The 24,408-nt window shown below is 66.5% G+C and carries 29 protein-coding genes and 1 riboswitch; of the genes, 13 read left to right on the top strand and 16 right to left on the bottom strand.

From position 1 onward, the window contains the following. Positions 1–111 precede the first annotated feature (111 nt). Positions 112–1,140 carry an aspartate-semialdehyde dehydrogenase gene (locus C0V78_RS12200; RefSeq protein ID WP_101798353.1) on the top strand — a complete coding sequence of 343 codons (1,029 nt, stop codon included), beginning with the start codon at positions 112–114 and terminating at the stop codon, positions 1,138–1,140. 235 nt (positions 1,141–1,375) lie between these two features. Here C0V78_RS12200 and C0V78_RS12205 read toward each other — a convergent pair whose 3' ends face one another. Together C0V78_RS12205 and C0V78_RS12210 are read right to left on the bottom strand one after the other, a co-directional pair. Then, positions 1,376–1,837: an MEKHLA domain-containing protein gene (locus C0V78_RS12205; RefSeq protein WP_101797963.1), complete on the bottom strand. Its 462-nt coding sequence runs from the start codon at positions 1,835–1,837 to the stop codon at positions 1,376–1,378. A 90-nt stretch (positions 1,838–1,927) separates the two neighbouring features. Then, the gene (locus C0V78_RS12210; protein ID WP_158241550.1) at positions 1,928–3,010 is read right to left on the bottom strand and encodes a YadA-like family protein; all 1,083 of its coding nucleotides are present in this window, start codon (positions 3,008–3,010) and stop codon (positions 1,928–1,930) included. A 95-nt stretch (positions 3,011–3,105) separates the two neighbouring features. Here C0V78_RS12210 and C0V78_RS12215 point away from each other — a divergent pair, with 95 nt between their 5' ends. After that, positions 3,106–3,507, top strand: coding sequence for a hypothetical protein (locus C0V78_RS12215; RefSeq protein ID WP_101798354.1), 402 nt, complete (start codon positions 3,106–3,108; stop codon positions 3,505–3,507). Here C0V78_RS12215 and C0V78_RS12220 read toward each other — a convergent pair. Then, the gene (locus tag C0V78_RS12220; RefSeq protein WP_254049909.1) at positions 3,504–4,136 is read right to left on the bottom strand and encodes an SOS response-associated peptidase family protein; all 633 of its coding nucleotides are present in this window, start codon (positions 4,134–4,136) and stop codon (positions 3,504–3,506) included. The genes C0V78_RS12215 and C0V78_RS12220 overlap by 4 nt on opposite strands. 71 nt (positions 4,137–4,207) lie before the next feature. On the opposite strand from C0V78_RS12220, the gene C0V78_RS12225 reads away from it, so the two are divergent. Continuing rightward, the gene (locus C0V78_RS12225; RefSeq protein WP_101797965.1) at positions 4,208–5,224 is read left to right on the top strand and encodes a sterol desaturase family protein; all 1,017 of its coding nucleotides are present in this window, start codon (positions 4,208–4,210) and stop codon (positions 5,222–5,224) included. A 7-nt stretch (positions 5,225–5,231) separates the two neighbouring features. Here C0V78_RS12225 and C0V78_RS12230 read toward each other — a convergent pair whose 3' ends face one another. Then, positions 5,232–6,098, bottom strand: a complete 867-nt coding sequence (locus tag C0V78_RS12230) for an MBL fold metallo-hydrolase (RefSeq protein WP_101797966.1) — start codon at positions 6,096–6,098, stop codon at positions 5,232–5,234. A gap of 64 nt (positions 6,099–6,162) precedes the next feature. Between C0V78_RS12230 and C0V78_RS12235 the strand changes: the two genes are divergently transcribed. From C0V78_RS12235 to C0V78_RS12245, 3 genes are read left to right on the top strand one after another with little or no spacing between them, the layout of a single operon-like run. Continuing rightward, positions 6,163–6,489, top strand: coding sequence for a helix-turn-helix transcriptional regulator (locus tag C0V78_RS12235; RefSeq protein ID WP_101797967.1), 327 nt, complete (start codon positions 6,163–6,165; stop codon positions 6,487–6,489). A 5-nt stretch (positions 6,490–6,494) separates the two neighbouring features. Then, positions 6,495–7,028 carry a rhodanese family protein gene (locus C0V78_RS12240; protein WP_101797968.1) on the top strand — a complete coding sequence of 178 codons (534 nt, stop codon included), beginning with the start codon at positions 6,495–6,497 and terminating at the stop codon, positions 7,026–7,028. Between the two features lie 4 nt (positions 7,029–7,032). Next, complete coding sequence (locus tag C0V78_RS12245) at positions 7,033–7,797, top strand: sulfite exporter TauE/SafE family protein (RefSeq protein ID WP_101797969.1); 765 nt, start codon at positions 7,033–7,035, stop codon at positions 7,795–7,797. A 24-nt stretch (positions 7,798–7,821) separates the two neighbouring features. On the opposite strand, the gene C0V78_RS12250 is transcribed toward C0V78_RS12245, so the two are convergent. Further along, positions 7,822–9,834 (bottom strand): SEL1-like repeat protein, encoded by a 2,013-nt coding sequence (locus C0V78_RS12250; protein WP_101797970.1) that lies wholly within the window; start codon positions 9,832–9,834, stop codon positions 7,822–7,824. A gap of 189 nt (positions 9,835–10,023) precedes the next feature. Between C0V78_RS12250 and C0V78_RS12255 the strand changes: the two genes are divergently transcribed. The 3 genes from C0V78_RS12255 to C0V78_RS12265 all read left to right on the top strand — a co-directional run bounded on the left by C0V78_RS12255 (position 10,024) and on the right by C0V78_RS12265 (position 14,152). Beyond that, positions 10,024–10,872, top strand: a complete 849-nt coding sequence (locus C0V78_RS12255) for a MipA/OmpV family protein (protein WP_101797971.1) — start codon at positions 10,024–10,026, stop codon at positions 10,870–10,872. Between the two features lie 35 nt (positions 10,873–10,907). Beyond that, a riboswitch (TPP riboswitch) is annotated at positions 10,908–11,013 on the top strand. A 37-nt stretch (positions 11,014–11,050) separates the two neighbouring features. Further along, positions 11,051–12,910, top strand: a complete 1,860-nt coding sequence (thiC, locus tag C0V78_RS12260; protein WP_101797972.1) for a phosphomethylpyrimidine synthase ThiC — start codon at positions 11,051–11,053, stop codon at positions 12,908–12,910. Between the two features lie 228 nt (positions 12,911–13,138). Continuing rightward, the gene (locus C0V78_RS12265) at positions 13,139–14,152 is read left to right on the top strand and encodes a hypothetical protein (RefSeq protein ID WP_144039892.1); all 1,014 of its coding nucleotides are present in this window, start codon (positions 13,139–13,141) and stop codon (positions 14,150–14,152) included. 26 nt (positions 14,153–14,178) lie between these two features. Here the strand turns inward: C0V78_RS12265 and C0V78_RS12270 are convergent, their stop codons facing one another. Beyond that, entirely contained in the window at positions 14,179–15,231 is a 1,053-nt protein-coding gene (locus tag C0V78_RS12270) for a TrkA family potassium uptake protein (RefSeq protein ID WP_254049910.1), read from the bottom strand. Positions 15,232–15,347: 116 nt separating this feature from the next. On the opposite strand from C0V78_RS12270, the gene C0V78_RS12275 reads away from it, so the two are divergent. Further along, positions 15,348–15,617, top strand: coding sequence for a hypothetical protein (locus C0V78_RS12275; protein WP_144039893.1), 270 nt, complete (start codon positions 15,348–15,350; stop codon positions 15,615–15,617). A gap of 18 nt (positions 15,618–15,635) precedes the next feature. Here C0V78_RS12275 and C0V78_RS12280 read toward each other — a convergent pair whose 3' ends face one another. Genes C0V78_RS12280 through C0V78_RS12290 form a run of 3 tightly spaced genes read right to left on the bottom strand, consistent with a single transcriptional unit; the run spans position 15,636 to position 16,824 of the window. Continuing rightward, complete coding sequence (locus C0V78_RS12280) at positions 15,636–15,905, bottom strand: DUF1971 domain-containing protein (protein ID WP_101797975.1); 270 nt, start codon at positions 15,903–15,905, stop codon at positions 15,636–15,638. An 11-nt stretch (positions 15,906–15,916) separates the two neighbouring features. Next, positions 15,917–16,225, bottom strand: coding sequence for an alkylphosphonate utilization protein (locus C0V78_RS12285; RefSeq protein WP_101798357.1), 309 nt, complete (start codon positions 16,223–16,225; stop codon positions 15,917–15,919). A gap of 14 nt (positions 16,226–16,239) precedes the next feature. Beyond that, a complete protein-coding gene (locus tag C0V78_RS12290) occupies positions 16,240–16,824 on the bottom strand; it encodes a DUF2585 domain-containing protein (protein ID WP_254049911.1) in 585 nt (194 codons plus the stop codon). Between the two features lie 56 nt (positions 16,825–16,880). Here C0V78_RS12290 and C0V78_RS12295 point away from each other — a divergent pair, with 56 nt between their 5' ends. Both C0V78_RS12295 and C0V78_RS12300 read left to right on the top strand, forming a co-directional pair. Next, a complete protein-coding gene (locus tag C0V78_RS12295) occupies positions 16,881–17,780 on the top strand; it encodes a phytanoyl-CoA dioxygenase family protein (RefSeq protein WP_101797977.1) in 900 nt (299 codons plus the stop codon). Between the two features lie 10 nt (positions 17,781–17,790). Next, on the top strand, positions 17,791–18,372 hold the full coding sequence (locus C0V78_RS12300) for a TIGR00730 family Rossman fold protein (RefSeq protein WP_101798358.1): 582 nt from the start codon (positions 17,791–17,793) through the stop codon (positions 18,370–18,372). Here C0V78_RS12300 and C0V78_RS12305 read toward each other — a convergent pair. From C0V78_RS12305 to C0V78_RS12325, 5 genes are all read right to left on the bottom strand, one after another. Further along, positions 18,369–18,752, bottom strand: a complete 384-nt coding sequence (locus tag C0V78_RS12305; protein ID WP_101797978.1) for a potassium channel family protein — start codon at positions 18,750–18,752, stop codon at positions 18,369–18,371. The genes C0V78_RS12300 and C0V78_RS12305 overlap by 4 nt on opposite strands. A gap of 3 nt (positions 18,753–18,755) precedes the next feature. Beyond that, positions 18,756–19,913, bottom strand: coding sequence for a glutathionylspermidine synthase family protein (locus C0V78_RS12310; RefSeq protein ID WP_101797979.1), 1,158 nt, complete (start codon positions 19,911–19,913; stop codon positions 18,756–18,758). Position 19,914: 1 nt separating this feature from the next. Then, entirely contained in the window at positions 19,915–20,313 is a 399-nt protein-coding gene (locus C0V78_RS12315; protein ID WP_101797980.1) for a hypothetical protein, read from the bottom strand. A gap of 25 nt (positions 20,314–20,338) precedes the next feature. Further along, the gene (locus C0V78_RS12320; RefSeq protein ID WP_101797981.1) at positions 20,339–20,746 is read right to left on the bottom strand and encodes a DUF350 domain-containing protein; all 408 of its coding nucleotides are present in this window, start codon (positions 20,744–20,746) and stop codon (positions 20,339–20,341) included. A gap of 104 nt (positions 20,747–20,850) precedes the next feature. Further along, positions 20,851–22,104, bottom strand: coding sequence for a multidrug effflux MFS transporter (locus tag C0V78_RS12325; protein ID WP_101797982.1), 1,254 nt, complete (start codon positions 22,102–22,104; stop codon positions 20,851–20,853). A gap of 82 nt (positions 22,105–22,186) precedes the next feature. Here C0V78_RS12325 and dinB point away from each other — a divergent pair, with 82 nt between their 5' ends. Then, positions 22,187–23,317, top strand: coding sequence for a DNA polymerase IV (gene dinB, locus C0V78_RS12330; RefSeq protein ID WP_371514439.1), 1,131 nt, complete (start codon positions 22,187–22,189; stop codon positions 23,315–23,317). On the opposite strand, the gene C0V78_RS12335 is transcribed toward dinB, so the two are convergent. Beyond that, positions 23,280–23,771 (bottom strand): NUDIX domain-containing protein, encoded by a 492-nt coding sequence (locus C0V78_RS12335; RefSeq protein WP_101797983.1) that lies wholly within the window; start codon positions 23,769–23,771, stop codon positions 23,280–23,282. The two genes, dinB and C0V78_RS12335, sit on opposite strands and share 38 nt — an antisense overlap. Next, positions 23,759–24,379 (bottom strand): 6-phosphogluconolactonase, encoded by a 621-nt coding sequence (locus tag C0V78_RS12340; RefSeq protein WP_101797984.1) that lies wholly within the window; start codon positions 24,377–24,379, stop codon positions 23,759–23,761. The genes C0V78_RS12335 and C0V78_RS12340 overlap by 13 nt, the downstream gene beginning before the upstream one ends. Between the last annotated feature and the right edge of the window lie 29 nt (positions 24,380–24,408).

Here is a 24,408-nt window from a genome sequence, read left to right on the forward strand (position 1 = left end):
CTGGTGCGTGGCAAGTAGGCACCCGGACAACCCGCCCCGCATGAGCAGGCGGGGCTTTCCATCAGGATAAACCAACCCTCGCGCTGCTCCTCAGTTTTTGGAGACGTCATGATGGTTGCCAAGTTTGCCCCCGGCCAGAAGCTCAATGTCGGCATTGTCGGCGCGACCGGCCTTGTCGGTTCGATGATCCGCGAAATCCTGGCGGAACGGAATTTCCCGATCGCCTCGCTGCGCCTGTTCGCCTCGGCCCGTTCGGCGGGCAAGGTGGTCGATGGCGTGACCATCGAGGATGCCGCCACCGCCGATTTCTCGGGCCTTGATGTGGTGCTGTTCTCGGCCGGCGGGTCTACGTCCAAGGAACTGGCGCCCAAGGCAGCGGCGGCTGGCGCCATCGTGATCGACAACAGCTCGGCCTGGCGTTCCGACCCGGACGTGCCGCTGGTGGTTGCCGAAGTGAACCCCGATGCGCTGGCGAACATTCCCAAGGGCATCGTCGCCAACCCCAACTGCACCACCATGGCGGCCATGCCGGTGCTGAAGGTGCTGCATGACGAAGCCGGGCTGAAGCGCCTGATCTGTTCGACCTACCAGGCCGTTTCGGGCGGCGGGCTTGAAGGGATCGACGTGCTCGCCCGCCAGATCGCCCATGTTGGCGACAAGGCGCGCGAACTGGCGCAGGGCGGCCATGAAGGGCTGCTTCCGCAGGCGGAAAAGTGGGCCGTGCCGATGGCGCACAATGTCGTGCCGCTGAACTACGTCTATGCCGAGGACGGCTATACCGAGGAAGAGATCAAGCTGCGCGATGAAAGCCGCAAGATCCTGAACCTGCCGGGCCTGCCGGTTTCGGGCACCTGCGTGCGCGTGCCGGTGTTCACCGGCCACTCGCTGTCGATCAATGCCGAGTTCGATCGCGAAATCAGCCCCGAGCGCGCGCTGGAACTGCTCTCCACCGCCCCCGGCGTGGTGGTGAGCGAAGTGCCGAACCCGCTGGAAGCAACCGGCAAGGACCCGGTCTTCGTCGGCCGCGTGCGCCGCGATCCCACCGTCGAACACGGCCTGGCGCTGTTCCTTGCCAACGACAACCTGCGCAAGGGCGCAGCGCTCAACGCGGTGCAGATCGCGGAAGTGCTGCTGGGCTGATCGGCCACCCGGACAAAAGTGCTGAAAGGGGCGGGTGGAATTCCACTCGCCCCTTTTGCGTCTGCGGAAAGGTCGGAATTGTTCTCGCAGAGGCGCAGAGAACTGCGCCGAGCCGAAGGCTCAATCTTCAACGGACACTTCCGATCGAGCCCATGCAGGCGATTCGAGAGCGGGTTCGCCGCAAGCGGAACATCTTCGCGCCTCTCTTCTTCCTCTGCGCCTCTGCGAGAACTCTTCAAAGCTCAGTCCAGCAACGGAAGCTGGCCGCCTGTCCGCAGACGCCGCCGTCCGCCCCGATCAGGTTCCACACCGTGGCCTGTTCGATGCGGAAGCGCTGGCCCGTCAGCGATATCCGCACGCCGGAATAATCGGCGATGAAGCCGTCGCGGCTGACCCGGTCGAGCAGCGCCTGCCGCTCGGCGCGGTTGGGCGCTTCGGCGGACAGGCGCGATGGCATGCCGATGATCTGGTCCAGCCTTGCATCGAAGCGCGCAAGTGCCGCCCGGTTGGCGAAATAGAACAGCGGATCGGCCTCGGTCCCGTGGGCCAGGATCACCTGCGGCGCGTTCCACAGGGCCTCGGCCAGGTCTTCGCCCTCTGCGACAAGCGGCGCGCCCAGCAGCCGTGCGTGGCTCTGCGCGATCAGCGCGATGCGGCGGGCAAGGGCGGGATCGCGGAAGCGGTCGGGCAGGTCCATCGGCGCCTGCGCTAATCCAGCACGCCGGCAAAAGCAAAGGCGGGAGGCAGCCGAAACTGCCCCCCGCCCTCGGTGGAAGCCGGGACTGGCTTAGAACCCGAAGGTCAGGCCCACGCGGCCGGCAGTCTTGCCGCCCTTGTTGAAGCCCGTGGCGACGCCGGCGTTGACGGCGACGTTCGGCGAGACCAGCGCGTTGAGCTGGAACGAGCCGGCATAGGCGCCGTCATAGGTGGCGACGTTGGCCGTCATCGAGACCTTCTTGTCGGGCAGGAAGGTCGCGCCGCCCATGGCCACGGCAACGGCGGTGGAAGCCGCTGCGTAGTTTTCGAGGCGGCCAACCCGCGAGGTCAGCGACGAAAGGCTGGTGCCCATCGCGTTGATCTGGTTCTGCAGGTTGATATCGGCATTGGTGCGGTTGGTAATCTCGGTGTTGAGATTGTTCGTCAGCAGGGCGTCAGCGTTGGTGCGGGCGGTAATCTCGTTGTTGAGATTGGTGGTCAGCAGAGCTTCCGCAGCCGTGGCGCGGGTGATCTCCGCCTGCAGCTGGCTGCCATTCACGGCATCGGTGCTGCTTGCGCTGACCGTGCCGGCAGCAACGTTGACGATCTTGCGCTCTGCCCCGACGGCGCCGACCGAGACGGTGTTGGCTGCCGAAGCGACCGATCCCGCACCGATGGCAACGCTGTTGGCACCGCTGGCGATTGCACCGCCGCCCAGGGCGACGTTGCCCGCCGCATTTGCCTGGGCACCGCCGCCGAAGGCGATGGCGCTGGCAAAGTCAGCCCGCGAGCTGGTGCCGATGGCGATGCCGTTGGCGCCGGCTGCCTGCGAATCCCAGCCGATGGCCGTGGACGCCGAACCGGCAGCACGAGCCGAAACACCGAGGGCCGAGGCCTGCGCGCCGGTCGCGGTCGCGCCGTTGCCCAGAGCCGTCGAGTTATCGCCAAGCGCCTTGGCATTGTTGCCGCCTGCGAGCGAGCTGGAACTGCGCGGGATTCCCCGTCCGGCGCAGTGGTCCCGATCTATGGTACCGGGCGGCGGACTGTCAAACCGGTTGGCGAAAAATATTGAATAAGTACAATAGCTTAAAGTATATTGCCTTAGGTGGTAATGCGGGTTCTCCGGGCCGGCGGATCCGCGTTTGCGGGGGGGGCTTTCGCAGGACAGGGGCAATCCCCCGGCAATCGTGCGGAAGTCTATGGACTTGCGGGCAATAGGTCGCCATCTTCCCGGGCGGGAGCCATTGGGAAAAAGGGATAAGAGGGCACATGACCCAACCGTTTGACGCGCCTGCCTGGTCCAGCCTGATCCTGGGCATGGCCGCAATGTTTGCCGGCATCGGCGCGCTGAGGAAGCCGGGCATCTGGCGCACCATGCTTGAAGAGATCGAGCGTTCGCCCACGCTGCAGTTCCTCTGCGGCCTGATGGAACTGCTGATCGGCACCCTGGTCTACCTGGCGAATCCCTGGGCCCCGGCCGACGTGCTTTCCTGCGTGATGAAGGCGCTGGGCGGGCTGATGATGATCGAGGCCGTGGCGATCCTCGGCTTCGTCGATATCTACACCCAGTTCTGGCTGCGCAGCCTGACGCACATGCACCGCGGCTGGGCGATGACGACCGTGCTGTTCGGCCTGGCGCTGAACATCGCCGGTGCCATGCGCTTCAACTAGGTCTCGCGCATCATTCCCGAGGGATAGGGCTGGAGCAGCGCTTCGGCCCCTTTCCATTCGCTGCGCAGCCAGGTGGTCCAGGCGCGCGGGTCGGCAGGCAGGATTGCCGGCATGCGATCGTGCCCGGCATCGCGCAGCAGGGCATTGGCCTCAACCGTCAGTAGCGCGAGCGAGGAAATCTCGCTGTCCTTCCACACCCCGGCCATGGCGAACAGCGGCTGGTCGGCGCAGGCCAGCCAGTGCTGGCGGCGCTTGCCGCTTGCAGGGGCGATCCGGCCCCAGGCCATGAAGGCGCTGGCCGGAACGAGGCAGCGGAACTCGCTGTTCCTGAGGTTGCCGATCCAGAAAGGCGAATCCGGGTTGCGCACGGTGAGCACCAGCCGCGACGGATCGCCGGCAGAAGGCGGGGGCGGCACGCCCCACAGGCGCGGGATCAGGCGGCGCGGCGGATCGCCCGCAGGCCTGGGCCCGGCCACTTCCTCACGGCCCGAGGTGATGACCGGGGCAAAACGGCCCGGCGCGATGGTGCCGCCGGCCCAGGGATCGGCCCCGGCATGGGCGCCGAACCGGGCGGCAATGGCAGCGGCGGGGGCATCGAGGCGGTAAAGGGTCAGCACGCTGCCTGCCATGGCGCGCGGCACGGCGCGCTGTCCAGCCGGGTTAGCACATTGTTAGGCATGATCGCGTAACCCCGGCCGCGATGAATGACGGCGCAGCGATCCTTCAGGCGATTGCCGAACGCGGGCAGCATTTCCTTGCCCTCGTGTGGGAGCGGCTGGCCGGTCAATTCGTCTCTCCCTGGGCCGATCTTTCGCTGTTCACGCTCGGCTCGGCGCTGCTGGTCGCGGCGCTGTGGGTGTCGCGCGGGCGGCGGCGGCCTGTGAAAGTGCTGGTCCGCGCGCTGTTTCCGCGCCGCTGGCTTTTCGGCCCCTCGGCCCGGGCGGACTGGGGCTTCATGCTGCTCAACAAATTCGTTGCCGGGGCGCTGGTCGGCTGGGCAATCGTCTCGGGCACGCTGATCGGGCAGGGGGTTGAACACTGGCTGGCCAGCCTGTTCGGCCCTGCCACTGCACCCGCCGCGCCGCACGGCTGGGTGGCAATTGTCCTGGCCACGGTGGCGCTGTTCCTGGCGCATGAGGCGGCCTATTTCACCGATCACTACCTGGCGCACCGCGTGCCGCTGCTGTGGCACTTCCACCGCGTGCATCACCTGGCCGAGACGCTGAGCCCGCTGACGAACAGCCGGGTCCATCCGGTCGATTCGGTGGTGTTCTTCAATATCGTCTCGGTGTTCACCGGCACCATGCTCGGCATTCTGGCCTATGCCCTGCCGGGCGCGCAGCCGCTGGAGCTGGCCGGCACCAACGCGGTGATCATCGTTGCGCTCTACCTGTTCACCCACTTGCAGCACAGCCACATCTGGCTGCCGGTAACGGGCAAGTGGGGGCGGATCATCATGAGCCCGGCGCACCACCAGCTGCACCATTCCGACAATCCGGCGCATTACGACTGCAACTTCGGCAGCAACCTTGCCCTGTTCGACTGGCTGGCCGGCACGCTCGTCGTGCCCGAAGCGCGGCGCCAGAAGCTGACCTTCGGCGCAGGCCCCTATCCGGTCGATCCGCATTCGGTCCACGGCGCGCTGGTCCAGCCGTTCATCGAGGCGGCGGCCCCCCTGCTGCGCCGGGTGCGGACCGGCGAGGCGGCCCGCACCTGACACGCCGCTACAGCGCGTTCACCGGCAGCTTGAGGTAGACCTTGCCGTTCGCCTCTGCCGGGGGCAGGGCACCGGCGCGGATGTTCACCTGCAGCGAAGGCAGGATCAGCACCGGCGCTTCAAGCTGGGCATTGCGCGCCTCGCGCAGTGATACGAAGTCTGCCTCGGTCACGCCGTCACGGATATGGACATTGGCGGCGCGCTGTTCGCCGACAGTGGTTTCCCAGCGATAGTCCTTGCGGCCCTCGGGCAGGTAATCGTGGCCGACGAACATCCGCGTTTCTGGCGGAAGGGCCAGGATCTTGCGGATCGAGGCATAGAGCGCCGCTGCGCTGCCGCCGGGAAAATCGCTGCGGGCCGTGCCATAGTCCGGCATGAACAGCGTATCGCCCACGAAGACGGCATCGCCGATCACATAGCTGACGCAGGCCGGGGTGTGGCCCGGCGTGTGCAGCACGCGGATCGACAGCTCGCCCAGCGGCAGCTCCTCGCCTTCCTCCACGAGCCGGTCGAACTGGCTGCCATCGGGGGCAACGTCGGTGGCGGCAAACAGCGGGGCAAACACCTTCTGCACCTGGGTGATGTGCCGCCCGATAACGATCGGCGCGCCGGTCTTTTCGCGCAGGTAATGGGCGGCGGAAAGGTGATCGGCATGGGCGTGGGTTTCCAGGATCCAGTCCAGCTTCAGCCCCTGCGCCGCCACATAGCCCAGCACGGCATCGGCCGATGCGGTCGACGTGCGGGCGTTGCGCGGATTGTAGTCCAGCACCGGGTCGATGATCGCCGCGCGCAAAGTTGCGGGGTCGTGGACCACGAACGTGGCGGTGAAGGTGGCCGGATCGAAGAAGGCTTTGACGGTAGGGGCATTGGACATGAATCGTCTCCTTTGCGCCTATATTAGGGCTTGCTAATTTAGAATCAATGCATATAATGATGCCATGTTCGATCTCGCCCGTTTCAACCTTGCCATGTTCGAGGAAAGCGCCGGCCGCGCCGCCGCCCTGCTGCGGCTGCTGGGCAATGAAAAGCGCCTGATGGTCCTGTGCCAGCTGTCCGAGGGGGAACTCTCCGTCGGCGAGTTGCAGATGCGCGTCGGGCTTTCGCAGTCCGCGCTGTCGCAGCACCTTGCCCTGCTGCGCGAACAAGGCGCGGTGGCAACCCGGCGCGAGGCGCAGACGATCCATTACCGGATCGCCGACCCGGCCGTGATGCGGGTGATCGAGACCCTGGCGGAGCTGTTCTGCCCCGCCGAACTGAGGAACTGAAAACCATGACTGCCACGCTCCACAAGCTCTCCCCCAAGGAAGTCCAGGCCCGTCTTGCCTCTGGCAAGGCCGTGCTGGTCGATATCCGCGAGGCCGACGAATTCGCCCGCGCGCACATTCCCGGTGCCCGATCGCAGCCGCTTTCGGCATGGGAACAGGCGCACCTGACGATCGATCCCGATGCCGATGTGGTCTTCACCTGCCGCACCGGCATGCGCACGGCCGGTGCCTGCGACCGGCTGGCGGCCCGCGTCTCGGGCGATGCCTTCGTGCTCGATGGCGGACTTGATGCCTGGTCGAAGGCCGGCCTGCCGGTGGCCGAAGACCGCAAGGCGCCGATGGAGATCAACCGGCAGGTGCAGATCACCGCAGGCCTGATGATCCTTGCCGGCGTGGTGCTCGGCTTCACCGTCGCGCCCGGCTGGTTCGGCTTGTCCGCCTTCGTCGGTGCGGGCCTGACCTTTGCCGGGCTCACCGGCACCTGCGCCATGGCACGGCTGCTGATGGCCATGCCGTGGAACAGGCCGCGGGCAGCCTGACGCCATGACCGGGTGGGAACCGCTGCTGCTCGCCTTGGCCGGCGGCGCGCTGATCGGCCTGCTGCTGACCCTGTTCGGCGGCGGCGGATCGGTGCTGGCAACGCCCTGGCTGGTCTACGTCGTGGGCGTGGCCGATGTTCACGCGGCCATCGGCACCTCGGCAGCGGCCGTGGCGGTGAATGCCGCCACCGGCCTTGCCGCCCAGGCGCGCGCCGGGCGGGTCAAGTGGCCCTGTGCCACGGTTTTCGCCCTATCCGGGCTGGCCGGCGCGCTGGCCGGCGCGCACCTTGCCAAGCAGGTGGACGGGCAGGCGCTGCTGATGTGGTTCGCCTTCGCCATGATCGCGATTGCCGTCTCGATGCTGCTGCCGAAAAAGAATGCCGGCGATCCGGGCGTCCACCTGACCCCGCCGATGGTACTCAAGCTAGCCCCCGTCGGCCTGCTGACCGGGCTTGCCGCAGGGTTCTTCGGCATCGGCGGCGGCTTCCTCATCGCGCCGGGGCTGATGGCTTCCACCGGCATGACCCTGGCCAATGCCGGGGCAAGCTCGCTCGTCTCGGTCACCCTGTTCGGCACGGCGACAAGCGCCAGCTACGCGCTGTCGGGCCAGATCGACTGGCCGCTGTTCGGCGCGCTGGTGCTGGGCGGGGCCATGGGCACGCTTGCCGCCCTGCCGGTTGCCCGGCGGCTGGAAAGCCGGGTGGTGCTGGCCCGCACGGTCTTTGCCCTGATGGTGATCGGCGTGGCGCTGTTCATCCTGCTGCGCTGATGAAGGCGCAGGCCGGCCTGCCGGTCAGAGCCGGCAGGTCTGGTAGTCGGTAAGCTCGCAAGTCATGATCGCGCGTTCGCCGGTGGCCTGCTGGGCGGGAGTCAGCCGTTTCCACAGTGCATCGACCCGCGCCCCGTCCTTGGACGTTCCATAGCGCATCGCCGATTTGGCCCAGAACCAGGCGCGCATCAGGTCAACCGGGGTTCCCTTGCCGGTTTCGTAAAGCTGCGACAGCTCCACCATGCTCTTCTGGTCCGGCTGTTTCTCGACAGCGATCTTGCGCCATTTGAAAGCTAGCTGCGGATTGCCAAGGCCGGGCGGGCTGGTTCTGGAATAGATGCTCGCCAGCTGGCCTGCCGCACTCTCGCTGCCAGCGGCGTGAGCCATTTCGTAGTAACGCGCCGCCAGCCGATAGTGCCCCAGCACTTCGGCAATCTTGGTGGGGTTGCTGCCCATGTAATTGGTGCCCAGCGCCCCGCGCAGGTGATAGACTTCGGCTGCTGCTCCGGTGGCCCAGGGGTCGCGGGTGGCCGCTGCCCGGTCAAGCCAGGATCGTTCCATGCCCTCGTCCTTGGCCAGCCCGTGCCAGCCAAGGAAATGCCAGCGCGCCAGTTCGACCATGGCGGACGGGTATCCGCGCTCTGCGGCACTGCGCATCAGGCGCAGGCGCTCTGCATCGGAGATTTCGCTATCGCTGTCGGCAACCTTGTACATCGCCTGGAGCAGGCTCTGCCGCGCGGCCTTGCGGTAGAAATCGCGGGCCTGCTGGCTGTACCTGCGCTCGATCGCATCCTGCTGGTCCGAAGTGAGCTCCTTGCCCTTCGCATCCTTCGTGGGGGCGCGGTCATACTGGGTTTCCGAGGCATAGGTGTATTGCGCCAGGGCATTGCCGGCATCGGCCTGCTGCTTCAGCCATGCCTTGGCCTGGGCTTCCTTTTCGTCTGAGACCCGGCTCATGGCCTGCACCGCCTTGGTCATGTCGCGCGGAAAGCCCTCGGCCCCGGCATAGAGCAGGCCGAGCTGGTAATTGTGATCGCCATATTCGGCCTGGCTGAGGAATCGCACGGCATCGGCCACGTTCTTCGGCACGCCATCGCCGGCGAGCGCCATTTCGCCCATGCGGACCCAGGCTTCCTCGCGATCATACTTGCCGATGTCCGTAGCCTGCGCGACTTTGGCGTAATAGCGATAGGCCGTGGCGGCATCGCGCGGCACGCCCTCGCCGTCGTCCAGCTTATCCGCCAGCCGCTGCGCGGCAATGGTCAGCCCGCCGTCGGCAGCCTTGCGATACCATTTCACCGCCTCTGCCGGGTTGAACGCCTTGGACTGCTTGTCGTCGTAGGCCAGCCCGACAAGGTACTGCGCCCGCAGGTTGCCAGCATTGGCTGCGAGCTCGACGCAAGGCCCGCCTTCGCCCAGCCGCTGGCCGCCCATCTTGTAAAAGGCATAGTCGGCGCGCAGCAGGTCTGTCCCCGTGCCCTTGCCGGTCTGGTAGGCCATGCCGAGGCAGGCCCGGGCAAAGGGGTCATCGGTTCGCGACCACTGGGTCACCGCCCCCGCAGCATCGCCTTCCTGCCACAGCATGCGGCCAAGGTGCGCGCGTGCGTGCCCGGAATAGAAGGGATAGTTCCGGTTGGCGGCGGCTGTGAACCAGCTCTTCGCCTCCGCCTTGAGCGCAGGGGCATTTTCGCGTTCCAGCTCCTCGCCAATCTTCAGCATGGCCTGGATGTCGCCCAGTTCCGCAGCACGGCGGAAAGACGCGCGCGCCGCCGCCGGGTCCTTGGCTCCGCCCATGCCCTGTTCGTGCAATTGCCCGAGCACGAAGTGGGCGCGGGCGAACTGGGCGAGCGCCGGTTCGGCGAGGATGGCCCGCACGGCAACGAAATCCTTGCGCTTCTGGGCATCCCCCGCCCGCTCCAGAGCGGCCTTTTCCGATGGGGTGGGTTCGCGTTCCTGCGCGGTGGCGCTGGCCGGAAGCGCGAAGAGCGCCGCCGCTGCCAGCAGTCCCGCAATGCTCTTCCGAAAACTGCCGCGCATGTCTTTCCCCCAAGTGGTTTACACTTATGATGCCGGTTCCGGCCTTGTCGGGCAAGCTGCGTCGTTGACATGAGCAGAGGCTGAACGAAGGCCACCAAACACTCTGCCCGAAAGTGCACGTTGCAGAGCGGACGCGGCACCCTATCTCCCGATCAAAGGCCCGCCTGGGCGACAACGGACATTCCTGCCATGCGACGTGCCATCATCCCCGCAATCACCGCATCGCTGCTCGCTGCCGCCCCGGCGCTCGCGCAGGAACAGGGGCCGCCTCCGGGCGTCGCGCAGGGCGGCGGCAAATGGGGGCCTGACCGCGTGACCGTGGGGCTGGGCGGCGGCATTGCGCCCGACTATTCGGGCTCGGACGATTACGAGTTCCAGCCCGGCGGCATTGTCCAGGGCACAGTTTCCGGCTTCAACTTCGCCATGCGCGGCACGAACCTGTACGTCGACCTTGCGCGCGAGCAGCGCGGTTCGGGGATCGACGTGATTGCCGGCCCGGTGTTGCAGGTGCGCCTTGAGCGCAATGGCTCGATCGAGGACCCGCGCGTCGCTGCCCTTGGCAAGCGCAGCGCCGCTTTCGAGGCTGGCGGCTATTTCGGCATCGGCAAGCGCGGCGTGCTTTCGCGCTTTGACGAGGTTTCGATGGATGTCACGCTGGTCCACGACGTGGGCAGCGTGCACAAAAGCTACGTCATCCGCCCCTCGCTGGGATACCAGACGCTGATCGGCAAGCGCACCTTCACCCAGCTTCGCGCTTCGGCGGACTTCGTCGGCAAGGGCTTTGCCCGCACCTATTACGATGTGCCCGCCGGCAGCCTGCTGCCGGCCTATTCGACCAATGGCGGCGGGCTGGAGAGCGTCGGCCTCACCGCGCTGGCCACCCATGCGCTGGGTCGCGATCCGCGCCGGGGGTGGAGCGTCTTCGCACTTGGCGGCTGGTCGCGCGTCACCGGCAGGTTCGCCCGCTCGCCCATCGTATCGGTTGCGGGTGACCCCAACCAGTTCCGGCTGATCGGCGGGCTGGGATATACCTTCTGAGGCGCTGGACTAGCGCCGCCACCTCGCTTAAAAGAGCGTCATCCCCGGGGAGCCATGCGGCTGAGAGGGGCGCGTAGCGTCGCCCGACCCGTCGAACCTGAACCCGTTAGCACGGGCGGAGGGAAGGGTTGCCGCGCCTGCGCTTCCCCTTTTTCTCCGTCCAGAGAAGGAAGCGCACATGGCCGACATCAACAGCAAGCTCGAAATCGGTGTGACCACCGGGCCCATCCGTGGCTCGCGCAAGATCCACGTCGGGCCGCTCAATGTCGCCATGCGCGAAATCCACCTCGAGCCCAGCTCGGGCGAGCCGCCGGTGCGCGTCTATGACACCTCCGGTCCCTATACCGATACCAATGCGGTGATCGATATCGCCGCCGGCCTGCCCGAACTGCGCCGCGACTGGATCCGTGCGCGCGGCGATGTCGAGGAAGTCAGCCAGCGCGAAGTGAAGCCCGAGGACAACGGCCAGCTCGGCCCGGACCGCTCGGGCGGCGTGCCCCCGTTCCCCAACGTGCGCCGCAAGGTTCTGCGCGCCAAGGCTGGCAGCAACGTCAGCCAGATGCATTATGCCCGCAAGGGCATCATCACGCCGGAGATGGAATACGTCGCCACCCGCGAGAACCTGGGGCGCGAGATGCTGCGCGAATACAAGCGCGACGGGCAGGACTTCGGCGCCTCGATCCCGGACTTCGTCACGCCCGAATTCGTCCGTGACGAAGTGGCACGCGGCCGGGCGATCATTCCCAGCAACATCAACCACCCTGAATCCGAGCCGATGGCGATCGGCCGCAACTTCCTCGTCAAGATCAACGCCAATATCGGCAACTCTGCCGTCGCCTCGGACGTGGCGAGCGAGGTCGATAAGATGGTCTGGTCGATCCGCTGGGGCGCGGACACCGTGATGGACCTCTCGACGGGCCGCAACATTCACGACACCCGCGAATGGATCCTGCGCAACAGCCCTGTGCCCATCGGCACCGTGCCGATCTACCAGGCGCTGGAAAAGGTCGGCGGCATTGCCGAAGACCTCACCTGGGAAATCTTCCGCGACACGCTGATCGAACAGGCCGAACAGGGCGTCGACTATTTCACCATCCACGCCGGCGTGCGCCTGCCCTACATCCCGCTGGCGGCCAAGCGCATGACCGGCATCGTTTCGCGCGGCGGCTCGATCATGGCCAAGTGGTGCCTCGCGCATCACAAGGAGAGCTTCCTCTACGAGCGCTTCGACGAGATCACCGAGATCATGAAGGCCTATGACGTCGCCTATTCGCTGGGTGACGGCCTGCGCCCCGGCTCGATCTACGACGCGAACGACGAGGCCCAGTTCGCCGAGCTTTATACCCTTGGCGAGCTGACCAAGCGCGCCTGGGCCGAAGACGTGCAGGTGATGATCGAAGGCCCCGGCCACGTGCCGATGCACAAGATCAAGGAGAACATGGACAAGCAGCTCGAAGCCTGCGGCGAGGCGCCGTTCTACACGCTTGGGCCGCTCGTCACCGATATCGCGCCGGGCTACGATCACATCACCAGCGGCATCGGCGCCGCCCAGATCGGCTGGTACGGCACGGCGATGCTCTGCTACGTCACGCCCAAGGAGCACCTCGGCCTGCCTGACCGCGATGACGTGAAGGTCGGCGTCGTCACCTACAAGCTCGCCGCCCACGCCGCTGACCTTGCCAAGGGCCACCCCGCCGCGCAGGTCCGCGACGATGCGCTGAGCAAGGCCCGCTTCGAATTCCGCTGGCGCGACCAGTTCAACCTCAGCCTCGATCCGGATACTGCCGAGCAGTACCACGACCAGACGCTTCCGGCCGAAGGCGCCAAGTCTGCACACTTCTGCTCGATGTGCGGGCCGAAGTTCTGCTCGATGAAGATCAGCCAGGAAGTCCGCGACTTCGCGAAACTCCAGAACCAGCCCTCCGACAGCTTCGTCGCCGCAGACGAAGCCGAAAAGGGCATGGCCGAGATGAGCAAGGTCTACGACGAGACGGGCCGCGAGCTTTACATCGGCGCCGGCGGGCGGGAGCACGACTGAGCGTCTTGCCCCGGTCCGTCCCGGCGATAGCTGATCTGGATCATTGAATTCGATTGCTGGCCATCGAATAGCTGCAGAACGGCGTCGCGGTTCTGAAAGGCATTATCGATGGGCAGCAATCGGGGAAGGTACCGGCTCCTGAGCGGGGCAATCGGCGCAGCACTGCTAGTCGCCAGCCCCGCCGGACTTTCCGCGCAAGACAATGCGCGAACCCCGTTGGGCGCCGACATGAAGGGCGAGACGACCGTCGAGGCGGAGGCGGGCAAGATCGAGGCAAAGCTGCTTTCGGGCCTTGCCGTAAAGAATGCCGCGAAGCGTATCGTTGACGAGATCGGCACCGATTACACCAACCTGACCTTCGTTGTCCTGCCCCTGCCCAAGGACGAGACGGCATCGAGCGACTATGTCGGTGGTGCCGGCTGGGACGTGCTGCCCAACCTGGAAAGCCTGCCGAAGCTTAACGACATGCTCCAGCTGCGCGAGGACCTTGACGGGTTCAAGATGCGCTATGCCAGCATCGTTGCGGCCGGCACGAAGGCCTGCAAGCCGGCGCTCCAGTCAGAGGCCATCGACAAGTCGATCACCGGATCGCTGGGCTCCGCCACATCGGTTCTCAACGCGGCTACCCCGCTGCTTGACCTGTTCAAGCAGGATTTCACCTATGGCGGGCATTCGCTGAGGATCAGGGACGGGATGCTGGTTTCGGCCATTCGCGGTGAAATTGCCAAGCGGCGCAAACCGCTGGCACCATCCGCAGCATCCGGCGGGGCCCGGACCTTTGCCGCGGCAATGCAGATGCTCGAACGCGAACTTTCCGCTTTGCCAACCGCTGCCCGGTGCGCCGAAGATAGCGGCGCGGAACAATTGCGAAAGGAACTGGCGGATGAATTTGCCCGGTTCCGCGCCGACCTGTCATGGCCCGGCAGCGAGGAAGGGCTGACCGTGCTGGAAGCTGCCGAAAAGCAATTGCGCCAGTTCGGCCCGAGGCCAGCGACGCTGGTGCTTTCCATCGATGCAAGCGGGGCGACGACCGTAAAGAAGAAAAACCTCTTCACCATGTTCGGCGCGGAATCGCTGACGGTCTCGAGCGGGGTCGTGGTTTCGTACGAATTCTACGAGCCCCGGTCCGGCGGCGTGCGATCCCTGCGTGCCGGCGGTGTCCTCAGCTGCATGTCGGGCGCAGTCGGTTTTCGCGCGATCCACAAGGGCCGCAAGGTGACTTCGCAGGCGACCTGTTACTGATCCGGCAATCGGCGCCGGGCGGAAAGTCAGCTCGTCCGGATAACCTCGACGATGCGGTCGCCCTCGGCGATTACCGGGTTCTGCCAGAAGCCCAGCGTTTCTTCGCCGCGGACCAGCTTGATCGCGCGGCCGGTGGTGATCGCGTCGAGCGGTTTGCCGACCTCGCTGGCGCTGGCACGGCGCTCGTGGAGCAGCAGGCCGGCATCGGCGGAGGCAAGGTCGGCGAGCGTGTCCACCGCGTGCCGGTCTGCGGCGGCGCGGGCGAGCATGTGGCCGCCCATGCGGACCGGGTTGAGCACGATATTGGCCCCGGCCTGGGCGAGCAGGTCCTCGTTTTCCTCAAGCCGGGCCGTGGCGCTGATCTGCACGTCGGGATGGAGCTGGCGTGCGGAAAGGACGACCAGCGCGGTCGCATCGTCGCGGCTGGTGGAAACCAGCACGGCGCAGGCGGTTTCGATGCGCGCTGCCTTCAGCACCGAATTCTGCGTGGCGTCGCCCTCGATCGCGCTGAAGCCTTCGGCGGTCGCGGCGGCAATGCGGGCCGGATCGGGATCGACGACCACGATCTGTTCGGGACGGACCCCGCCTGCCACCAGTTCACGCGCGGCGAAGCTTCCGCCCGCGCCATAGCCGCAGATGATCGTATGGTCTTTCAGGGAGTTGCGGATCATGGCGGTGCGTATCCTGTCGATCGAATTGCGGAAGACGAAATCGTAGGCCGTGCCCAAGAAGATCAGCCAGACGAAGACCCGGATCGGCGTGACGACGAAGGATTCGAACAGCTTGGCCTGGTCGCTGATCGGCACGATATCGCCATAGCCCACCGTGGTGATGGTGATCGTGGTGAAATAGATGGCGTCGATGAAGCTGATGTGGCCGTCGATATTGTCCTTCAGGCCGTCGCGGTCGAACCAGTGGACGGCGAGTGCCATGCCCATCAGCGCCAGCACCAGCATCACGCGCAGGCCCAGCGACTGCCACGGATCGAGCGTGGCGCGGCGGCGCAGGGGATGGAAGCGGTCGGCCCGCTTCAGGCCCTGGCTGCGATAGACGACGGGGGCGCGAAGACGCATGGCCATGTGATGCGCATTCCCGCACGAAAAGGCAACCGGCACTGCGGCTTGCCGAAAATCGTGGCGCGCGCGGCAAGGTGCGCTAAACTCTGCCCGTCGCCGGTCCGAGAAGGAGGGTACTGATGCGGCATATCAATCCATTCAGGGCAGCAACATCGGTGGGCGTGGTGCTCGGCCTGTTCCATTTCGCCTGGGCCATGCTGGTGGCGCTGGGCTGGGCGAAGCCGATCATGGACTTCGTGCTGGGCCTGCATTTCATCCAGCTGGAATATGGCATGGCCCCCTTCGCCGCAGGCACGGCGGCAGGGCTCGTCGCGCTGACCTTCAGCGTGGGATACCTGTTCGGGCTGGTCTTCGCGCTGGTGTGGAACCGGCTGGTCGGCAAGCCCTGACTCCGCCGGGGGCGGCGCTCAGGCCAGCGGGTTCTCGTGGTAGAATTCCACCTGCATCTTCGCCCCCGCGGCGGGCTCGACATGGTGCAGCACTTCCGGCGGGATGAGGCCGGGATTGCCCGGCGTCACCCGCACGTTGCCCGATCCGTCCTCGAAGACGAGCAGGACTTCCCCTTCCAGCACGTTCAGCAGGCCCCAGGTTCCCGCCTTGGTCGAATGGGCCGAACGGATGCCTGCGGGCAGGCGGTCGGACGTCCAGACGGAGGTGGTCTTGTAAGGCTCTGCCATCGCGTGGTCTCCTAGCGTTTGCGGACGAACTCTGCCCGCAGGACAAGCCCCTTGATGCCGGGATACCTGCAGTCGATTTCCTGCGCATCGCCGGTCAGGCGGATCGAGGGGATGACGGTGCCCTGCTTCAGCGTCTGGCCCGCGCCCTTGACGGTAAGATCCTTGACCAGCGTCACCGAATTCCCGTCGGCCAGCAGGTTGCCCACGGCATCGCGCACTTCAACCGCGCTTTCCGCGGCCCGCTTTGCGGCCAGTGCCGAGGCGGGCAGCCATTCGCCGCTGTCCTCGTCATATACATAGTCTTCGTCGTCGCCGCTCATCGGGTTCCCTGTCTTCATCCTGCCTGCCAGACGCGGATCGCATCGACCGGCCAGACGAGCATTAGCACGTTGAGGGTAAGGTTGTCGCGGATCATCGCCAGGGTAAACAGCTCGAAGGCCAGTGCCAGCGCCACGCTCGCCCAAGCCGGCAGGCGACTGGCGACAAGAAAGCCCAGCACCATGAAGCCGATGTCGGACAGCGAATTGACCACGCTGTCGCCGGCATAGCCATAGCTCATGGTCACGGCGCGATAGCGGTCGATGATCACGGGCGAGTTTTCCAGCAGCTCCCAGAAGCCTTCGAAGGCAACGGCGATCGGCAGCGCCCAGATCGCCGGCCTGCCGCCGAACCATCGCCAGCGCCGCCACAGCAGGTGTGCGAAGAAATAGAACAGCAGGCCATGGATCACGTGGCTGAACGAATACCAGTCGGCGATGTGCTGGCTGTTCTCGGCAGACTGGACCAGCCCGTGCCACAGTTTCACCGTGCCGCACTGGCAGATCGGCACCCGCCCCATGGCAAGCAGCACGGCACCGATGGCCAGCGCCATGACCAGCGAGAGAACCGCGCTCCGGCGGTTGGGAAGGAGGCTCTGCATCGTGTTCATCATGCCCGATCGTTGCGCCTTCGCAAGCTTTGGCTAAGAAAGTGCGAATGAACCGCACGGTGCCGATAACCGACGAGCAGATTGCCGCCTTCGCGCGCGATGGCGCGGTCGTGCTGCGCGGGGTGCTGGACACGGCGGAGCGCGACCTGCTGGCCGCCGGGGTGGAAGAAGCCTGGCACCGGCGCGACCATCGCCACTCCATCGTCCGCAATGCGGAAGGCCGGGGCGAGACGCTGGTCGAGCAATACCCCAGCCAGTCCAGCCCGTCGCTTGCCGCGCTGTTGCAGGGCGGGCTGCCCGCGCTGATTGCCGCGCGGATGATGGGCACGCCCACGGCCCAGCTGATCTTCGACCAGGTGTTCTACAAGGCGGCAGGCCCCATCGCGCCGACCCCCTGGCACCAGGACACGCCCTTCCTGCGCGTGCGCGGAGACCAGATGGCGCGCGTCTGGCTCTGTGCGGATCGCAGCCCGGGAGACCTGACCTTGCAGGTGGTGCGCGGATCGCACCGCTGGAACGTGGTCTACAACACCCGCACTGTCGCCGCATCGCCGGTCATGTCGGAGCGCAAGGGAGAGTTCGAGGCGACCCAGCTGGGCGATGCCCACTTGCCGCTGGTGCCGGACGTGGCGGGCAATCGCGACAGTTTCGACATCCTGCGCTTCGATGTCGAGCCCGGCGATGCGCTGGTGTTCCACGGCAACGTCCTGCACGGGGCCGATGGCCACCCCGACTGGCCGAGCCCGCGCCGCGCTTTCGCCACCCTGTGGGGCGGGCCGCAGCTGCGCCATCACCGTAGCGAGGGAAAGAGCTTTCCGCCGCCCGGTGGCGAACCGGACGGGCCGATACCGCACGGCGATGCCATATCGCTGCACCCGCGCGCGTTTCCGCAGGGCTGGCCCATCGCCCGCGCCGATGGACTGGCGCAGCCGTCGCGGCGCGGCTAAGGCAGCGGGCATGAAACGCCTTGCCGTCTATTGCGGGTCTGCCAGTCCCGCCGATCCGCGCTATATCGAACTCGCCGCAGAGGTTGGCCGCGGCCTTGCCGAACGCGGCATCGGGGTTGTTTATGGCGGCGGCCGGCTGGGCCTGATGGGCGCGGTTGCCACGGGGGCCTTGCAGGCCGGCGGCGAGGTGATCGGCGTGATCCCCGAAGCGCTGGTATCGTCAGAGGTCGCCAACCGCGAATGCACCGAACTGCACGTGGTGCCCGGCATGCACGAACGCAAGCTGGCCTTCACCGAGCTGTCCGACGGGTTCCTGACCATTCCCGGCGGCGTCGGCACCATGGACGAGCTGTGGGAGGCCGTTTCCTGGGCGCAGCTGGGCTATCATTCGAAGCCGGTCGGCGTGCTCAATGCCTTCGGGTTCTATGACCAGCTGCTGGCCTTCAACCGCCACATGATCGAGGTGGGCTTCATCCGTCCCGCCCATGCCGGGATCATCATTGCCGAGCACGAACTGGACCTGCTGCTCACCCGCATGGCCGCGCACGAGCCGCACACGCCGATCTTCGCCATGAAGGCGGACGATCTCTAGGGCCTTGCGCCCCGGACCTGTTCCAGCCGTTCCAGTCGCTCGTCGATCCGCTTCAGGCTATCGAGGATCTGCACCTGCTCTTCATGGGTGAAGGCATCGCGATCCTCGTTGAGGCGGTCGACCAGCCGCACGACGATCATCGGCGCGACGACGAAGATCGACAGGTGCATCAGCGCAACCGCCACGAACTGCCCCGCGCCGGTCTTGGGGCTGATATCGCCATAGCCGGTGGAGGTGGCGGTGGTCGCCGCCCAGTATAGCGCCGTGGTATAGTCCAGCCCTTCGAAGCGGGCGAGCAGGGCGGCGCTGACCAGCAGCAGCACGGCATAGATGATCGCCAGTTCGACGAAGGTATCGGTCGCAGCCCTCAGCTTCTTCATGGCTCAGTCCTCGATGATGTGGGGGATGAAGCGCGATCGGTTGGCGGTGATCAGCCCGTCCTCGCGGATGCCCAGACCGGCCGCCTCGCCGCCGACGATCCACGCACCGAGCACCGGATAGGCCTTGCCCCCGACCGGGCCGAAATCGCGCAGCGGGTAGCGTTCCTGGTAGACCAGCCGCGCCCGGCTGTAATTGCCTTGCGAGCGTGCGACGACGCGCCCATCGGCGACCACTTCGACATTCGCCCCCTCGCGCGCCAGCACCGGCTTCGAGACATAGTCCTTGCCCGCCTTGTGGGCATCGAAAGTGGCGGGCAGCAGGTTGGGATGGCCGGGGAACATGTCCCACAGCACGGCCAGCACCGCCTTGTTGCTCCACATCATCTTCCACACCGGTTCGATCCACAGGGTGTCGGTGATGCGCGGCAGGATCTTCTCGCCGAAATCCTCCACCGCCATCCATTCCCATGGATAGAGCTTGAACAGCGCGGTGATCAGGTAATCGTCCTGGTCGAGGATGCGCCCCTGCGCATCGATGCCGATCTGGTCAATCAGCACGCCCTGCGTCTCGCAGCCGGCCTCCATGGCGATCTCGCGCATGTAGGTGGTGGTGATCGTGTCCTCGTGCGCCTCGTCGTCGACATGGGTGAACCAGGCCCGTCCGCCGGGCAGGCGGGGCAGGATCGTGCGCCAGCGCGCCACGAGCTTTTCGTGCAGGCTGTTCAGCTGGTCGCGCTGGGGAAAGCGGTCTTCCTTCCAGTCCCACTGGACGATGGCGGTTTCCAGCATGGAGGTGGGCGTATCGCAGTTGAACTCGAACAGCTTGGGCGGGCCGCTGCCGTTGTAGCCGAAATCGAAACGGCCATAGTCGAGCATGGGGTCCTGCCGCTGCCAGGCCTGGCGCACGGCATCGTGGTAGGCGGAGGGGATGCCGCAGAGCGAGAGCAGCCGTTCATCGCCCGCGATCTTATCGCCGGCCTGGCGGTAAAGCGACTGGACTTCCTCGGCCGCGGCCTCGATCGCCTCGATCTCCGCCAGGGTGAAGCTGTAGCAGGCGCTCTCGTCCCAATAGGCGCCGTCGGCATCGCTGTGCCAGATCAGCCCCTGTTCCTCGACCGCCGCCTGCCAGTTCTCGCGCGGCTGGACCGCAAGCCGCTTCACGTCAGGAGCGGCCGCCGCCGAACGAGCGCGAGCTTGAGCCGAAGCCCCCGCGCGAGACCGCGGCCGAGCGGGTCAGGTTGGTGGCCGAAGGCGCGCTGGCGTAGGACTTGAACGGGTCTGCCGTGGCGCTGCCGACAAAGCGCTTGTCGCTGATCGAATCCCCGTAATAGGGCACCGGCGAGCGCCGGGCGATGTAGTACCAGCCGCCCGAATGGCCCGAGCGATAGGTGCTGCGGTTGTTGCAGCGCCAGTCCTCGATGCGCTGGCCGTTCTGGTCCACGCAGACGCGGGTGTCGTTATCGGCGATCACGTTGCCGTCCCAGTCATCGCCGGACGAGCAGCCCGCAAGCGACGAAAGCGTCGCCGCCATGGCCGAGGTGAGGACGAGTTGTTTCTTCATGGGCTCTATCCTTCGTCAGGGCCGGTCAGGGCACCATGCAGGCGGCCTGCAGCACGCCTACGCCAAGCCCCATGCCGCCCACGAAGATGCCCGATGCGGTGCAACCTTCGGCAATGCGCTGCGAGATCGCCTTGAACAGGAAGCGCGCCACGATAACGAAGACCGCCAGCTGCACCAGCGCGGCCACCGCACCCCACAGCAGCATGTCGGGGATGGAGACCGAATGGCCGATGACGATGGCCATGGGCACGGCAAAGCCCAGGAAGGTGCCGGTCAGCTGCGTGGCGGCAGCCGAATTGCCATCGCGGATCAGGGCGAATTCGCGGTGCGGCGTGCAGAACGAATAGAGCGCCAGGAAAGCCGCTGCCAGCGCCACGGCCGAGCCGAAATAGGCCAGGAAGTGAGGCAGGGTCTGGGTGAAATAGTGCAGCATCGATCTTCCCCCTTGCGGCGCTGTCCAGTGGCGCGGCCTTCAGCGTTTATACGCTGACCATGCCACCGGGGCGGGCAAGTAGCAACCTGTTGTGGCAAAACGATTCAGACGGGATGTGGGCCCTTCGAACCCGGCGGGTTGAGCCGGCGGAACAGGCGACCGCGCTCGCTGAACAGCACCAGCGCCAGCGCCATCAGGCCCGAGATCACCAGCGCCTGCGAAAAGGGCAGCGCGGTCTGGTCGTAGGACTGGCCCACGGCCCAGCCGATCAGCGATGCCAGCGCCAGCCGGATGAAGGCCTGGACCGAGCTTGCCGCCCCGGCAATCCGGGCGAAGGGCTGAAGCGCGATCGAGCTGAAGTTCGCGCCGACAAAGCCCATCAGCATCATGGTCAGCGACTGGGCGATGACGAACTGCCAGAGCGTCTGGTGTCCGCTGCTTGCCATCCACAGCTGCAGGCTGCCCACCACCAGGTAGGCCAGCAGCGCGGTGTGCGAGACGCGCCGCGCGCCGAAGCGTTCGACAATGCGCGAATTGGTGAAGTTGGCGCAGGCCATGGCCAGGGCCATGCCGCCGAAGATCACCGGGAACAGCGCTCCTGCGCCGAAATGTTCGGCCACCAGCTGCTGGCTCGACTGGATATAGCCCCAGCCGACGCCCAGCATGAAGGCGCTGCCCAGCACATAGCCGATGGCGGAGCGCGTCATCACCGCCTCGCGCATGTTGGCGGCGATGATCTTCGGATCGATCGGCTGGCGGTATTCGGGGTGCAGCGTTTCGGGCAGCCGCGCCCAGACCCACACCATCATCAGCAGCCCCAGCAGGCCCATCGCGCCGAAGATCCAGCGCCAGCCGATGGCCAGCATGATCCCCTGGCCGACCGTGGGCGCCAGCATCGGCACGACAAGGAAAATCACCGAAATCAGCGATTGCAGCCGCGCCATGCGATCGCCCTCGAAACGGTCGCGGATGATTGCCGGCGGCACGACGGAAAGCCCGGCGCTCATCAGGCCGAGCACGAAGCGCATGGCGATCAGCGCATCGATATCGTTGACCAGTGCCGATGCCAGCGACAGCACGACATAGCCGGCCACGCAGGTCAGCAGCACGGTCTTGCGGCCGAAACGGTCCGCCAGCGAACCGGGAAACAGCGAGCCCAGCCCCAGCCCGATCAGGAACACGCCGATGATCAGCTGCCGCTTGTTGGGATCGGCAACGTTGAGCTCGCTGGAGATCACGCCCAGCGCGGGCAGCATGGCATCGACGGCAAAGGCATGAAGCGCTTGCAGCAGGGCCAGCATGAACACCAGTTCGCGTTCGCCGATGGCCAGCGGCGCCGGGGGAGGAGTGGGCGACATGGCCCCGTCAATGAACGTTTGCCCAGCCAAGTGCCACCCCCGACGGCGAATATTTCGCACAGTGTGGCAGAAATCGAATAGCATGGGCGCCATGGAAACGACCGACCCGGATGAGGTGCGCGAGCCGATGGGGCTGCGCAAGATCATCCATGTCGACATGGATGCCTTCTACGCCTCGGTCGAGCAGCGCGACGATCCCGCGCTGCGCGGCCGGCCGGTGGCCGTGGGCGGCGATGGCCTGCGCGGGGTGGTTGCGGCGGCAAGCTATGAGGCGCGGCGCTTCGGCGTGCGCTCGGCGATGGCCTCGGCCAAGGCCAGGCGGCTGTGCGCGGAGCTGGTTTTCGTGCGGCCGCGCTTTGCCGTGTACCGCGAGGTGTCGCGCCAGATCCGCGCGATATTCCGCGAATATACCCCGCACGTGGAGCCGCTTTCGCTCGACGAGGCCTATCTCGACGTCACCGAAGACCTCAAGGGCATCGGCTCCGCCACGCGCATCGCCGAACTGATCCGGGCCCGGATCAAGGCCGAAACCGGGCTGACTGCCAGCGCCGGGGTTTCCTACAACAAGTTCCTCGCCAAGATCGCCAGCGACCAGAACAAGCCCGATGGCCTGTGCCTGATCCGCCCGGGCGAGGGCGCGCGTTTCGTTGCGCAGCTGCCGGTGCGGCGCTTCCACGGCATCGGCCCCAAGGGCGCGGAAAAGATGGAGCGGCTGGGCATCCACACCGGCGCGGATATTGCGGCGAAGGACCTGCACTTCCTGCGCCAGCACTTCGGCAGCCAGGCGGAATACCTCTACCGCGTCGCCCGGGGGATCGACCTGCGCCGGGTGAGCGCCGACCGTCCGCGCAAGTCGGTCGGGGCGGAGCGGACCTACGATCACGACATCTCCACCGGCCCCGCCATGCACGAGGCACTCGACCGGATCGTCGCCATTGTCTGGGGCGATATCGAGCGGTTGGGGGCCAAAGGCCGCACGATAACGCTCAAGCTGCGCTATTCCGACTTCACCCTGAAAACGCACGCCCGCTCGCTGGCGCAGGTGGTCAACGGGCGCGCCGAATTCGCGGCCATCGGTCATGCCCTGTTGGACGAGCTACTGCCCCTGCCGCAGCCGGTCCGCCTGCTGGGGCTGACCCTGTCATCGCTGGAGGGCGATGGCCCGGCCGGCCCGGTCAGCCCGCGAGAGGCCGCGCAGCTTTCGCTGCTGTGACATAGCCCGGCAACGCGCCGACCAGCTTGGGGGACATAGCCTGCGGCAGGCGGTCAAGCGCGAAAAAGCACGCCTCGATCACCTCGCGGCCATCGGGCCGGGGGCTGTCTTGCGTCCAGCCGGCAACGATGCGGACCTCGTGACATGCGCCATGCAGGACATCGCTGACGAAGCCCACCTCGACCATGCCGGACAGTTGCAGGCCCGCCTCTTCCATCACTTCACGCGCGGCGGCGGCGCGGGCATCTTCGCCGCGCTTCAGACCTCCGCCAGGCAGCATCCAGCCGCGCGAGCCATAGGAATGGCGGATCAGCAGCACCCGGTCCGTGTCGTCCAGAACCACCACCCGGCAGCCTGTCACCCGCGCGCCGCTCCATCGCCACCAGCGCAGGCGGATGAAGTGGACCGTGCGCAGCGCAACGATGTGGACGGGGCGGGGTATCAGGTAAAGCATGTGACGGGCGCGTGCACCACCTTCAGCAGCCGCGCCACCGGCAGGTCATTGGCGCCCAGTGCCGCCGCCTCGAACAGTGCGCGCTTTTCCGCGCCGCGAATGACGAAGAACAGCGCGTCGCAGTCGGCGAGCGCCGGAATGGTCAGCGTCAGCCGGTCGAACGGGGCTTCGGGCGGCAGGGGATCGGGCGTGATGCGGCGCAGCGGCAGCGGATCGTCCGCCTGTGGATCGGTATTGGGGAACAGCGAGGCGACGTGGCCATCGTTGCCCATGCCCAGCCAGGCGAGCGCGAAACGCGGCGGCACCGCGCCTTCCGCCAGTGGCACGATCCGCGCGCCCAGCGGTTCCAGCAGCGCCCGGATGCGGCCGACATTCGATGCGGCATGGTCCTCGGGCACGATGCGGTCATCCCCCGGCCAGACGCAGACGCGGCGCCAGTCGATGGCGTGATGCGTCAGTTCGGCAAGGATCGGAAAGGGGGTGGATCCGCCCGGCAGGGTGATAGCCACCCCTTCCGAGCCCGCCCGCTGCAGCGCGATCAGCAGGCGGTCGGCGATCCAGTCGGCAATGGCGCGGTCGCTGGCGTTGTCGATCACTTCGATGGGCATGGCATGGGTCTAGCCCCTTTGCGCCGCCC

The organism is Novosphingobium sp. TH158 (genome assembly GCF_002855555.1).
In the GTDB taxonomy this organism is placed as follows: domain Bacteria; phylum Pseudomonadota; class Alphaproteobacteria; order Sphingomonadales; family Sphingomonadaceae; genus Novosphingobium.